This window comes from Enterococcus sp. S86.2 (assembly GCF_059834485.2).
The window spans coordinates 1,586,005-1,598,411 of sequence record NZ_CM206813.1 but is presented as its reverse complement, the minus strand read 5'-3'; the positions used below and the strand labels follow the sequence as shown (position 1 = coordinate 1,598,411).

The window sequence follows — 12,407 nt, the reverse complement described above, 5'->3', positions numbered from 1 at the left end:
TTATGCTGACATTATTTCAAGAATACAGCGGTATGTTTTTTGAAGGGTTCAAATTTACAATTTATTCCAGTATAATTGCCCTTTTCTTTAGCCTGATTATCGGTACGTTAATGGCAATTTTACAATTGTCCAGCAATCGCGTGATAAAATTTTTGGCACAGGCTTATGTTGAGTTTTTCCGGAATATTCCATTATTGATTATTGCGATGTTTTTCTTTGTCGTAGTTCCGCTATATTGGGTGCAAATTGATGGATTTCAAGCCGGAACGATTGGTTTGATTATTTATACATCAGCTTTTATTGCCGAAACGGTACGTTCTGGTATTCAAACGGTGCCAAGCGGACAGACAGAAGCGGGACTTTCACAAGGCCTAACTTATAGTCAAACGATGCGCTACATTGTGTTACCACAAGCTTTCAAAATCGTAGTGCCGCCATTAGGCAATCAGTTTATTAATTTAGTGAAAAACTCTTCTGTTTTGGCAATGGTAGCTGGTCTTGATTTGATGTATCAAGGGGACTTGATTGCCAGCACGACGTTTAATACTTTTGATACGTATATCATTGTTGCACTATTTTATTTGGTTTTAACATTGCCACTTTCATACTTAATGAATCACTTAGAGAAAAAATGGGCCATAACTGGCTAGAAAGGAGCGGATTAAATGAACTTTTTTGATGCATTTTCATTTGTTAATATGCGTTTTTTAATGGATGGGTTACGAGTAACGGTTGAAGTTTCGGTGTTATCGATTATTTTTAGCTTTATTGTTGGTGGCTTTATCGGCGTGATTCGTTTTAGTAATATCCCATTTTTATCCAAAATTTTGGGGATAGTGATTGATGTTATTCGAAATTTACCGTTGTTACTCATTATTTTCTTCACGTATTTTGCTTTGCCGCAAATTGGTATCCGCTTTGATATTTTCTGGTCAGCTGTGGTGGCGTTGACTATTTTTGAATCTGCGATGCTGTCAGAGGTTTTTCGGGCGGGGTTAAATGCAGTTCCAAAAGGTCAGATGGAAGCAGGGTTATCCACCGGTCTAACCTATGTTGAGACAATGCGATCGATTGTTATTCCTCAGGCGTTCAAATCAATGATCCCTGCAATTGTTAGTCAGTTAATTTCTTTGATTAAAGATACTTCCTTGGCCGTAATTATTTCATTACCTGAGCTGACACATAATGCTAAGATTATTTACGGTCAAAATGAAAATTATGTTTTACCAATGTTCTTGGCGATGACAATTGCATATTTTATCGTCTGTTACGCATTGTCCCTTGTTTCAAAATATTTGGAAACAAGACAATATAATTATTAAGTCTTCATTGCCAGTCTTTTTTTCTTAAGTGAACTTTAACGCTTAAGAAAAGAAGACTGGATTTTTTGTCGCAAAATAAGTTGCTGCTATTTTTAGAAAACTTAAATGGCTTTTTGGCGGGCAAAGAGACAGGACTTGAAAAAAAACTTAAAAAAAGCGAAAATAGAGACATTGGAATGAAATAAACCAGTTTGAAATATCTTGCTTATTTCAAACATCAAAGGATGAAGAGTATGGGAAATAAGCACGCAATCGGTCTAATTGATTCCGGTGTGGGCGGATTGACCGTTTTAAAAGAAGCATTAAAACAATTACCAAATGAAAACTTGATTTATCTTGGTGACACCGCGCGTTGTCCTTATGGTCCAAGGCCCGCTGATCAGGTAATTGAATTTACAAGACAGATGACACAATTTTTGGTTCAAAAAAATATCAAATTACTCGTAATTGCTTGTAACACCGCTACTGCGGTTGCTTTAGATGTTATTCGCCAAGAGGTCGCTATTCCAGTAGTCGGTGTTATTCTACCGGGAACTAGGGCGGCTGTGAAAACTACCCAAAATCATCAGGTTGCTGTGATCGGAACAGAAGGAACCATTAAAAGCGCTTCTTATCAAAAGGCAATTCAAAGCAAAATGCCAAACGTTAAAGTATATAGTTTAGCTTGTCCCAAATTTGTCTCCTTGGTGGAAAGTAATCAATTTTTATCACCAGTAGCAAAAAAAGTGGTCGCTGAAACATTATTACCTTTGCAATATAGCGGGGTGGATACTTTAATTTTAGGCTGTACACATTATCCTTTATTGCGGCCGATTATTCAAAACGTGGTGGGCAGTCAGGTGCATTTAATTGACTCTGGTGCGGAAACAGTAGGAGAAGTTAGTGTTTTGTTAGATTATTTTGAAATTGCCAATAGCATTGACAATAAAACGCCAAACTATGAATTTTATACGACGGGTTCAACTAAAATGTTTGATGAGATTGCCAATGAATGGTTAGACAATATTTCGGTAAAATCAAAACATGTAGATTTAGAAAGGGATTAATAAAATGAGACATGACGGACGTGGGGTACAACAAATTCGCCCCGTAACAATTAAAACCAATGTATTTAAACATCCAGAAGGTTCAGTGATGATTTCATTTGGTGATACACAAGTTGTATGTTCTGCCACAATTGAAGAGCGAGTGCCACCTTTTTTAAAAGGTACTGGCAAAGGTTGGGTAAATGCGGAATATAGTATGTTGCCTCGCGCGACCCAAACTCGCAATCGCCGTGAAAGTGCCAAAGGCAAACTTTCTGGTCGAACGATGGAAATTCAACGTCTCATTGCCCGTTCGTTACGTGCGGTCGTGGATTTAGAAAAGCTGGGAGAACGGAGTATTATCGTTGACTGTGACGTTTTACAAGCCGATGGCGGCACTAGAACCACAAGTATTACGGGTGCCTTTGTTGCTTTACGTCTAGCAGTAAATAAGCTGCTTCAAAAAAATGAACTAACGGAAGATCCGATTAAAGAACATTTAGCTGCAATTAGCGTGGGCATTTTAGCCGATGGCACTTGTGTCACGGACTTGGATTATAGTGAAGATTTTAAAGCTTGTGTTGATATGAATGTTGTGATGACAGAAAGTGGGCAATTTGTCGAGCTACAAGGAACCGGTGAAGAAAGTACTTTTAACGGTGAAGAATTAAATGAAATGCTAGTTTATGCAAAACAGGCAATTCATGATTTGGTTGCCTTTCAAAAAGAAGCGCTATTAGGAAACGCTGAACTTGAAAATGTCCTTGCAAAAGACGATGCCAAATCAATTGTAATTGCCACTAAAAATCCCGGTAAAGCAAAGGAATTTGAAGCCCTTTTTAGCGACTATCAAGTTAAAACATTATTAGACTACCCGGAAATTCCTGAAGTAGAAGAAACCGGGCACACTTTTGAAGAAAATGCGCGATTAAAGGCTGAAACAATTGCGCAATTATTAAATCGCCCTGTGCTAGCAGATGATTCTGGCTTAGCAGTCGACTCCTTAAATGGTATGCCAGGTGTCTATTCAGCTCGTTTTGCCGGTGAAATGAAAAGTGATGCAGCCAACAATGCTAAATTGTTACATGAATTAACCAATGTTCCCGATGAAGATAGAAATGCGCATTTTCACTGCACGTTGGTTTTTGCTGCCCCTAAAAAAGAAAGTCTTGTCGTTTCGGCTGACTGGCCAGGGAAAATTGGTCGAATTCCAAGAGGCGATCATGGCTTTGGTTATGACCCGCTATTTATTCCTCAAGGGATGAAAAAGACAGCTGCCGAATTAAGTGCTGCTGAAAAAAATGCGATTAGTCATCGTGGGCAAGCACTGAAAAAACTGCAAAAGAGTTGGCAGACATGGTTAGAAGGATAAAAAATCTTTTTAAAGTTTTTCAAAACAAACAAGAGGAGCGCAATATGAAATATTTAGTAGTCAGTGATAATCACGGGGATCGTGAAATTTTAGTTGATATTTTGCAGCGTCGCCGTGATGAAGTGGATTATTTCTTTCATTGTGGGGATTCAGAGTTACCAAGTAATGATGAATTGTTTCAAACTTACAATGTCGTGACAGGCAACTGTGATTTTGATCCTGGTTTTAAGTCCCGTTTAGTTATGAAGACACCCCTAGACACGATTTATATGACCCACGGACATTTATCTAATGTTCGCTTTGGCTTAACCCAGATTTCTTTAGAGGCTAAAGTGGAAAATGCTGATATTTGCCTTTTTGGTCATACGCATCAAATTGGTTGCGAAGCAGTTAAGGGATGTTTGTATTTGAATCCGGGTAGTATCTCACAACCAAGAGGTCCCATTCAAATTCAAAGCTATGCGATTATCGAAAGTTCAGCTGATAGTTGGGAAGTGCAATATTACGACCGCACCCATGCAGCCGTTAGTGATTTGCATTTCCACTTTAAAAAGTAATCTGTAAGATTTTCATAAGGCGCGTAAGACAAGATGTTTCCCCTTACAATTTTTTGTACAATAAGGTTGTATGTTGGGTGGAAATGGAGGCAATCAATTTGATAGGAACCACTGTCCAAGAACTTTTGTTAGAAAATCAAGATAATTTTTTAGTACCAGCAGAAAACGTTGCATCTTTAATGTATTCCAATCCGTTAGATCACGCATTGTTAGTTTTATCAAAAGTCGGTTATTCAAAAATTCCGGTTTTAGATAAAGATGATCGCTTTGTCGGTTTAATCGGCTTAAATGATATAGTCGGAAAAATGATTGATTTAAGAAGAATTGATACCGATAATCTAGCAGGGTTAACGGTGGCAGACGTGATGGAAATTGGCGTAGATTATGCCAGAGAAGATGCTGATCTAGAAGATATTTTACATCTCTTAGTGAATAATGCTTTTTTACCAATTGTAAACAGTGAACGCATTTTTGTGGGAATTATTACCCGCAAAGAAGTTTTAAAAGCTACGAATCATTTGGTTCATGAACTAGAAAAGCGATATGAATTGGTGGATAAGACAGAAAAAAAGAAAGATAAACTCTTTGTCATTTAAAGACGGAAAGTTAAAAATAACCCGTCAACAATGTCTGATTAGGCATTGTTGACGGGTTATTTGTTTTAAAAACGTAGTTAGAATCGATTAATTTGAAACTTATTTTGCTGCAGGTAAAATTGGTGTTGCTGGAATGGATAGGTCAGCTGCATTTAATTCATTAATGGCGGCTGTTAACAGATCTTCTTTTATTTTGAACTGTTGGCCATTTAAGACATAAAAAGTAGTGCGAATCGCATAATTACTATTGCCTAAATCAACCAAGCCGAAAATAGTGGGTTCGGTTTGAATTTCTTCTTGATAGGTTTTTGCAATTTGATCATTGGCACGTTTTATAGCAGTTTTGATTTTATCTAAGCCTTCGTTGGGGTCAATTCGAACATCGACAATGACTTGCATATTAGAGCGGGAATTATTACTGATGGTAGTAATATTACGGTTGGGAATAAAGTGAACAGTCCCATTAGCCGAGCGTAGTTCTAACGTGCGAATGCCGACAGAAGTAACCGTTCCTTCAATAGATAAATTACTTAAAATAATATAGTCGCCTACATCAATTTGCTGTTCCATGATGATGAAAAAACCGGTAATAATATCATTCATGAAGCCCTGTGCCCCAAGACCAATAGCTAAACCGGCAATTCCTGCCCCAGCTAGTAGTGAGCCAACAGGAACACCAAGAGTAGAAAGTAGGGAATAGATGAAGAAAAAGCCTAATGTGTAATGAATGACATTGCGGATTAAAGTATTCAATGTATTCATCCGGCTTTCGCTGAATTTTTGTCTTTTTTGATACGATTGATAGCTGCGTTCTACTAAAAAATCACAAAGACGCAATAAGACGCTAAATAAAATGATCAAAAAGATAATCATTAGTCCTTTTGAAATGAGCAATCCAGTGACATTCTCCCAATTGATAGTTCCCCACCAACGTTGAAAAGCATTCAATTGTCGGACTGCTGGCTCTGTAATACCTGAACTGGTAGAGTCAGTTGTTTGTGCTGCAATGTGTAACATCAAAATCCTCCCTTAAAATCCGTTGTTCCGATTCTAATAAATCTTCTGCACTATTTATCTTAACAAAAAGAGCATAAAAAAACTGCCAATTTGCTGGCAGTTTTTTAATTTTTTAATTGTTTGGCTTGGTTATTCCAAAAGCGTTCTTTAGACATCGTCTGTTTGTTGCAAATAAGACGCGGGAGCTTTAAAGCCGTATACATTCCCCAAAATATATTTGGCAATATGCAACGTACGGTCACTGCTTCGTTCTAGGTTTGAACTGATATCAATAAACAAAACACTATCAGCAGCCCGGCCATCGCCTTTACTCATTAAACGGAAATATTTTTTCCGCAATAGGTCAACTAACTCATTTACTTCTTTTTCCCGTGAAAGAATTTTAGTTGCAAGGTTGTGGTCGTCAGTCTCCAAAACGAAAAGTGCATCGCGAATATTTTTTAAAACTTTATCAAACAATGAAATTAAATCTTCATCATATAAAATGAGTGTGGTGCGCGTAGTTTTCATACCGTTGCCATTGCGTTTTTCCTTATTCCGCTGCTTTTGTTCCAATTGACAAGCTTCTTCAATAAAACCGATGATATTTTTACAGTGGTCCCCGATCCGCTCGAAGTCTTTGGTAAATTCTAGCAACATTGCTTGTTCTTGGCTTTCTGTTTGTGAAAGTTCTACAGTGGCAGTTTTAGCCAAGTAGTCGGTTAATTCAACATCAAATTGATTGATGGCCTCCTCATATTGTAAAACATCATCTTTTTTGTCGTCTGTTGGTTTAATGTAGAAATCCTTAGTGGCAGAAAGTGCTCGAAGTGCATAATTTCCCATTTGAATAACTTCGTTTGAAGCTTGACGCAGTGCAATGCTTGGTGAGGTATATAAAAAGTCTTCGTTTAATTCCACGGCACGAATATCCAAAGATTTATCGGTACCAGGAATAATTTTTTTGACTAACATTTCAATTTGAGGGATAAACCAAAATTGAATGGCTAAGTTTGAAATATTAAAAAGTCCGTGGGCAAAGGCGATTTGCATGCTAGGGTTCAAGTTTAAAACATCTGTCATCATAATAACTACGTGCGTAAAAGGGGTTAGCAGTAAGGTGAATATCACTGCTCCCACCAGATTAAAGACTACGTGGGCTCCGGCAGTTCGCTTGGCAGCAATACTAGCGCCTAACGCAGCAATAACTGCGGTAATCGTAGTCCCGATATTATCGCCAAATAAAATTGGGAGTGCAGCCCCCAAAGCTAAACTGTTTTGGGCATAAAGTTGTTGCAAAATTCCAATGGTGGCACTAGAACTCTGTAAAACCATTGTTAAAAGCGTTCCAATCCCAACACCTAAAATAGGATGATGAGAAACACCAATCATCAAGTCGTTAAATTGGGGTAAGTCTTTTAATGGTTCCATACTGGTGCCCATTAATTTAAGGCCAAAAAATAAACAACCAAAACCAAATAAAATTTGACCGATATTTTGAAACAATTTTCGTTTGGTAAAAAATAAAAGAATGGCACCAATCCCAATGATAGGCAGGGCGTAGGCACTTAAATTAAACCCAATTATAAAGGCGGTTACCGTCGTTCCAACATTGGCTCCCATAATGACCCCAATTGCTTGGCGCAACGTCATAAACCCAGCGCTAACTAGCCCGACTGTTAAAACGGTCGTGCCAGAGCTACTTTGAATTAGTCCTGTGACAATAATACCCGCTAAAACAGCCCGTAAAGGTGTTGAAGTGAATTTATTTAAAACTTCTCGCAGCCTGTCACCGGCGGCTTTTTGCAGACCATCTCCCATATATTTAATCCCAAATAGGAAAATTCCCAGACCACCTAAAAAGCTAAAGAGCATTTCTTGATACGACATACAATTTCCTCCAGCAAATATTTTAACCAATTAAAGTCAGCATAGCGAAAATACGAAAGGATGTAAACGATTTTTTTGTATAATAACAAAATCAGTTGTTACTAAAAACGACGACACATTCAGTTAAAAGAAATAAGGGATAAATGTAATAAAAGTTAATTTACGTATATTATTTTTGACTTTGGTAAAACGTGATTGCCAGATAAGGGGAGTACTTCATATAACGATATTTTGATTTACCTTAGAAATTGCTGTTAAAAAAAGACCGTTGCAATAAAGCGTCTTTTAAAGTCTAGCGAAAAGCTAACTTTAAATCGCTTCAAAACAACGGTCTTTTATAAAAGTGGGTGTTCTAAGATAAATGAACGCCCTTATCGACAAAAATAACTTCTCCAATAATCCCACTAGAAGCCGGGCTGATTAAAAAGGCGCAGGTATTACCGACTTCTTCAATGGTCACCCCAACATTGTCTGGTGTTCTTTCTTCAGATAATTGAATTAATTTTTGATAGTCTTTAACCCCTGTTACAGCTAAAGTCTTAATGGCACCAGCAGAAATTCCGTTTACCCGAATGCCTTCAGGGGATAATTCGGCAGCTAAGTAACGAACGGCAGCTTCTAAGGCGGCCTTAGCAATTCCCATCATATTATAATTTGGTACTGCTCGTTGGGAACCCAAGTAGCTCATAGTTACAATCCCACTGTTTTGAGCTAAAATATTTTTTGCATAGCGGGTAACTGCAAGTAATGAATACGAGCTGATATCTTGTGCTAATGCGTAACCCTCTCGTGAAATATCGACTACGCTACCAGATAAATCTTCTTTATTGGCATAAGCGACAGCGTGGACAACGCCGTGGATTTCGCCGGCATAATTCCCGATTTTTGCAAAACATTCTTCAATACTTTCATCACTGGCAACATCGCATTCTACTTTGAATGCTTCAGTGCCAACTAATTTTTCTAATTGTTTGGCCATGCGGTCGTTTTGGTAAGTATAAATAACTTCTGCACCTTGATCACTTAATGCTTTGGCACAGCCCCAGGCGATTGAGCGCTTATTGGCGACGCCCATAACGACAACTTTTTTTCCAGCTAATAAACTCATGTTTACACTCCTTGAATAATCAAAATAAATAATTTCATTTTTTTGCTCCGTATGATTTCTTATTATTAGATAAAATTGTTTGATTGTCAAACTATTTTTTTCTTACAGATTATAAATTTGCAAGAAAATTAGAGATATGATACTTTGATAATCAAAATAGATTGTTTTGTCATCTATTTTATTATCAGCAAAAAAACAAGGAGGGTTCTTATGAGCCAAACATTGACCGTTGCAAACGTTAAAGAGCTGATCCCAAATCGGTTCCCAATTTTATATATTGATAAAGTTACCTCGCTTTTAGCTGGTAAAGAAATTATAGCGGAAAAACAAGTCACCTATAACGAAGATTTTTGCCAAAGCCAGCCAGATAATCCCCACATGCCAGGAACTTTAGTGTTAGAAACTTTGGCGCAAGCAGGTTCAATTTTAATTTTAAAATCTCCAGAATTTTTGGGCCAAACAGCTTATATTGGCGGGATTAATGCAGCTCATTTTTACGATTTAGTTCGACCAGGTAGTACCTTACAATTGCGTTTTGCAATTACAAAAATGAAAGGAAACGTCGGGACTGCCGATGCAAAAGCGACAGTAGCGGGTAAAAAAGTTGCCGAATGTGTCTTCACGTTTATTGTAGGTGCAAAATAAAAAAAGAATAACTTTTCATTAAGAAAAAGGATGTGACAAAAATTTATGTCACATCCTTTTTTTCTATTTTGTTTTAGCTTCTTGTAAGATTTTAATTGTTTTGATTTTTACCGGGGATTCGGGTTTGTCATTACTGTCAGTTTTTACTGCGGCAATTTTATCAACCACGTCCATCCCTTCAATAACTTGGCCAAATACAGTGTAACTACCATCTAAAGAAGGGTAACCGCCTTTTTTATAAGCATCGATAATTTTATTTGGAATCCAATCTTCTAAAAGACCATCACTCATATCGTCTTTATTTTGGACGATATAAAACTGACTGCCAATGCTATTAGGTTGTTGGGATTGGGCCATCGCTAGTGCCCCGCGAATATGATAAAGCTGATTAGAAGGTTCTGCTCCAAAACCTTTACCCCAAATACTTTCACCGCCAGTGCCGTCGCCTTTAGGATCACCACCTTGAATCATGAAATCATTAATCACACGATGGAAAGTTAAGCCGTCATAATAACCTTTTTTAGCATGCGTCATGAAATTTTCTACCGCTTTTGGTGCGATCTCTGGAAACAGTTTGATTTTGATATTTCCCTTATCTGTTTGCAGCTCAACGAGGTCTTCGTTATCTTTGACTTTAGCGTCTAGTTGAGGTAAGTCCAATTTATTAACATCAACTTTTTCAGAAGTTTCACTAGTCTTATCTGAACTGGAACTAGAAGAGGTTGGACTGTTATTTGTACAACCTGCAATGACGAGCAGCGCAGAAAATAAAACTGCTGTCCCTAAAATACGTTTTTTAATCATGTGTGTAGCTCCTTTTATCTATGATAGTTAAAGAATAACAAATAAAAAAATGTTTGACCAGTCGTGGTTGGCTTTTAAATAGGGAATTGCAAAGGTAAAGGTGTAGACCAATTGGAGCGTTTTTGTTATAATGTAAGAGCATTCAAAAATGTAAACCTCAAGGAGGAAATTAGTAATGGGAAAATTAGGTATTTCAGTTTATCCAGAACGTTCAACATTTGAAAAGGACAAGACATATTTAGATTTGGCTCATAAATATGGGTTTAAACGGGTCTTTACTAGTCTTTTAGAAATTGATGGCGATAAAGAAAAAGTTTTAGCTGGGTTTAAAAAAGTAGTTGATTATGCTAACAGTTTGGAAATGGAAGTCATGGTAGATATTAATCCAGGTCTTTTTGAACAATTAGGCATTTCATATGATGATCTTTCTTTTTTTGATGAAATGGGAGCTTATGGCGTTCGTTTAGATCTTGGTTTTACTGGGGCAGAAGAAGCCAAAATGACGCGAAATCCTTATGGTATTAAAATTGAAATTAATATGAGTCAAGGAACAAATTATGTCGATAATATTATGAGCTATTCTCCTAACACCAATAACTTATTAGGTTCTCATAATTTTTATCCTCATCGTTATTCTGGCTTGAGTTATGATCACTTTGTCTTTTGTTCGAAAAAATTCCGTAAATACAATTTAAATACGATGGCATTTGTGAACTCTCATGAGGCGACTTTTGGACCGTGGCCAACCCAAGATGGTCTATGTACTCTAGAAGATCACCGTGATTTAGAGATAGCTACCCAAGTTAAGCACTTCATGTTGACAGGGCTGATTGACGATATCTCAGTAGGAAATGCCTATGCCTCAGAAGCAGAGTTAAAAGCAATGTCTGAAGCTTTCTTTTCTGAATATCCTAGCTTAAAAGTCGACCCTGCTAAGGACATAACAGCAGACGAACGTATTTGTTTGTTTGATAATTTGCACAGTTATCGTGGCGATCGTTCAGAATACATCTTGCGTTCAACGATGACGCGGGTGTATTACAAAGACAAACCATTTCCAGCTCATAATACACATGATATGACGCGGGGCGATGTTTTGATCGATAATGTTGGTTACGGACAGTATAAAGGCGAAACGCAAATTGCATTAAAAGAGATGAAAAATGACGGCCGGGTGAACGTTGTCGGGCGCATCAGTGATGATGAACTTTTCTTGCTGAATTTCTTAAAACCTTGGTCAAGTTTTAAATTAATTGAAAATAAATAATTGAACTACCCAGTTGTATCAATTCCTTCGTTAAACAAAAAGAACTAAAAATTCTTTTTGTTTAACGAGAATACTAACTGGGTATTTTTTTGCTGATCTTTAAACGCGTAAGCTGACTTTTTAATATTTCCCATAATTTTTCTCTTTTGATGCCATATGTCTAAAGGGTTTTTTGGTATAATAATAAAGTTGGAGGTGGGTAGATGAAAAATCAGCTGGCACTTTTATTAAATGAACTACAAGGGATTGGACAATCGGGCAAAACATATGGCCGGGATGTCTTTGACCAAGAACGCTATGATCAACTGTTGATAGTGACGGAAAAATTAATGAATTTGTTAACCGATTGGAATGAAAAACAGATTCAACATTATCTTTATACAGATGATGGGTATGCTACGCCTAAAGTAGATATTCGCGGTGTTGTTTTTGTTGAAGATAAACTTTTATTAGTAAAAGAAAAAAGCGATAATAGCTGGACGCTTCCCGGCGGTTGGGGAGACATCGGCTATTCTCCGTTTGAAATTGCTGCAAAAGAAATTTTGGAAGAAGCCGGGATTTTAGTTAAACCTTTGCAATTAATCGCCGTGAAAGATAAAGCAAAACACCATTATCCCGCAAGTTTGACCTATGTCTACAAGTTTTTTATCTACTGCGAGGCGTTAGAGACAACGATTAGATCAGGGCTGGAAACGACAGCTGTCGGTTTTTTTACTCAAGCAGAATGTGAGCAATTAAAGTTATCTTTAGCGCGGACTTCAAAAGAAGATATTAGCGCGGCTTTTACTTACCACCGACATCCGGAAAACGCAGTTTGCGATTAAT

13 protein-coding genes are annotated in these 12,407 nt (G+C 37.3%); 9 read left to right on the top strand and 4 right to left on the bottom strand.

Going from position 1 to position 12,407, the window contains the following annotated elements:
- Positions 1-2 precede the first annotated feature (2 nt).
- From AC6R0T_RS07475 to cbpB, 6 genes are all read left to right on the top strand, one after another.
- Complete coding sequence (locus AC6R0T_RS07475; RefSeq protein ID WP_206902699.1) at positions 3-650, top strand: amino acid ABC transporter permease; 648 nt, start codon at positions 3-5, stop codon at positions 648-650.
- A 15-nt stretch (positions 651-665) separates the two neighbouring features.
- Positions 666-1,322, top strand: coding sequence for an amino acid ABC transporter permease (locus AC6R0T_RS07470; protein ID WP_206902700.1), 657 nt, complete (start codon positions 666-668; stop codon positions 1,320-1,322).
- A gap of 233 nt (positions 1,323-1,555) precedes the next feature.
- Entirely contained in the window at positions 1,556-2,368 is an 813-nt protein-coding gene (gene racE / locus AC6R0T_RS07465) for a glutamate racemase (RefSeq protein WP_303753960.1), read from the top strand.
- A 4-nt stretch (positions 2,369-2,372) separates the two neighbouring features.
- Positions 2,373-3,719 (top strand): ribonuclease PH, encoded by a 1,347-nt coding sequence (gene rph / locus AC6R0T_RS07460; protein WP_206902702.1) that lies wholly within the window; start codon positions 2,373-2,375, stop codon positions 3,717-3,719.
- Positions 3,720-3,763: 44 nt separating this feature from the next.
- A complete protein-coding gene (locus tag AC6R0T_RS07455) occupies positions 3,764-4,276 on the top strand; it encodes a metallophosphoesterase (RefSeq protein ID WP_303753961.1) in 513 nt (170 codons plus the stop codon).
- A 98-nt stretch (positions 4,277-4,374) separates the two neighbouring features.
- On the top strand, positions 4,375-4,872 hold the full coding sequence (cbpB, locus tag AC6R0T_RS07450) for a cyclic-di-AMP-binding protein CbpB (protein WP_206902704.1): 498 nt from the start codon (positions 4,375-4,377) through the stop codon (positions 4,870-4,872).
- Positions 4,873-4,971: 99 nt separating this feature from the next.
- On the opposite strand, the gene AC6R0T_RS07445 is transcribed toward cbpB, so the two are convergent.
- From AC6R0T_RS07445 to fabI, 3 genes are all read right to left on the bottom strand, one after another.
- Positions 4,972-5,889: a mechanosensitive ion channel family protein gene (locus tag AC6R0T_RS07445; RefSeq protein WP_303753962.1), complete on the bottom strand. Its 918-nt coding sequence runs from the start codon at positions 5,887-5,889 to the stop codon at positions 4,972-4,974.
- Between the two features lie 147 nt (positions 5,890-6,036).
- A complete protein-coding gene (locus AC6R0T_RS07440) occupies positions 6,037-7,758 on the bottom strand; it encodes a Na/Pi cotransporter family protein (protein WP_206902706.1) in 1,722 nt (573 codons plus the stop codon).
- A 352-nt stretch (positions 7,759-8,110) separates the two neighbouring features.
- Positions 8,111-8,866, bottom strand: coding sequence for an enoyl-ACP reductase FabI (gene fabI / locus AC6R0T_RS07435; protein ID WP_206902707.1), 756 nt, complete (start codon positions 8,864-8,866; stop codon positions 8,111-8,113).
- A 210-nt stretch (positions 8,867-9,076) separates the two neighbouring features.
- Between fabI and AC6R0T_RS07430 the strand changes: the two genes are divergently transcribed.
- Entirely contained in the window at positions 9,077-9,511 is a 435-nt protein-coding gene (locus AC6R0T_RS07430) for a 3-hydroxyacyl-ACP dehydratase FabZ family protein (protein WP_206902708.1), read from the top strand.
- 63 nt (positions 9,512-9,574) lie between these two features.
- Here AC6R0T_RS07430 and AC6R0T_RS07425 read toward each other — a convergent pair whose 3' ends face one another.
- Positions 9,575-10,315, bottom strand: a complete 741-nt coding sequence (locus AC6R0T_RS07425) for a peptidylprolyl isomerase (RefSeq protein ID WP_303753963.1) — start codon at positions 10,313-10,315, stop codon at positions 9,575-9,577.
- A gap of 175 nt (positions 10,316-10,490) precedes the next feature.
- Between AC6R0T_RS07425 and AC6R0T_RS07420 the strand changes: the two genes are divergently transcribed.
- Both AC6R0T_RS07420 and AC6R0T_RS07415 read left to right on the top strand, forming a co-directional pair.
- Complete coding sequence (locus tag AC6R0T_RS07420; RefSeq protein WP_206902710.1) at positions 10,491-11,582, top strand: DUF871 domain-containing protein; 1,092 nt, start codon at positions 10,491-10,493, stop codon at positions 11,580-11,582.
- A 203-nt stretch (positions 11,583-11,785) separates the two neighbouring features.
- Positions 11,786-12,406 carry an NUDIX hydrolase N-terminal domain-containing protein gene (locus tag AC6R0T_RS07415; RefSeq protein ID WP_303753964.1) on the top strand — a complete coding sequence of 207 codons (621 nt, stop codon included), beginning with the start codon at positions 11,786-11,788 and terminating at the stop codon, positions 12,404-12,406.
- Position 12,407: the final 1 nt, after the last annotated feature.

Bases quoted from the DNA above. Each gene is read 5' to 3' on its own strand.
- AC6R0T_RS07475 (WP_206902699.1), top strand. From the start codon at position 3: ATGCTGACATTATTTCAAGAATACAGCGGTATGTTTTTTGAAGGGTTC.
- AC6R0T_RS07470 (WP_206902700.1), top strand. From the start codon at position 666: ATGAACTTTTTTGATGCATTTTCATTTGTTAATATGCGTTTTTTAATG.
- racE (WP_303753960.1), top strand. From the start codon at position 1,556: ATGGGAAATAAGCACGCAATCGGTCTAATTGATTCCGGTGTGGGCGGA.
- rph (WP_206902702.1), top strand. From the start codon at position 2,373: ATGAGACATGACGGACGTGGGGTACAACAAATTCGCCCCGTAACAATT.
- AC6R0T_RS07455 (WP_303753961.1), top strand. From the start codon at position 3,764: ATGAAATATTTAGTAGTCAGTGATAATCACGGGGATCGTGAAATTTTA.
- AC6R0T_RS07445 (WP_303753962.1), bottom strand. From the start codon at position 5,889: ATGTTACACATTGCAGCACAAACAACTGACTCTACCAGTTCAGGTATT.
- AC6R0T_RS07440 (WP_206902706.1), bottom strand. From the start codon at position 7,758: ATGTCGTATCAAGAAATGCTCTTTAGCTTTTTAGGTGGTCTGGGAATT.
- fabI (WP_206902707.1), bottom strand. From the start codon at position 8,866: ATGAGTTTATTAGCTGGAAAAAAAGTTGTCGTTATGGGCGTCGCCAAT.
- AC6R0T_RS07430 (WP_206902708.1), top strand. From the start codon at position 9,077: ATGAGCCAAACATTGACCGTTGCAAACGTTAAAGAGCTGATCCCAAAT.
- AC6R0T_RS07425 (WP_303753963.1), bottom strand. From the start codon at position 10,315: ATGATTAAAAAACGTATTTTAGGGACAGCAGTTTTATTTTCTGCGCTG.
- AC6R0T_RS07420 (WP_206902710.1), top strand. From the start codon at position 10,491: ATGGGAAAATTAGGTATTTCAGTTTATCCAGAACGTTCAACATTTGAA.
- AC6R0T_RS07415 (WP_303753964.1), top strand. From the start codon at position 11,786: ATGAAAAATCAGCTGGCACTTTTATTAAATGAACTACAAGGGATTGGA.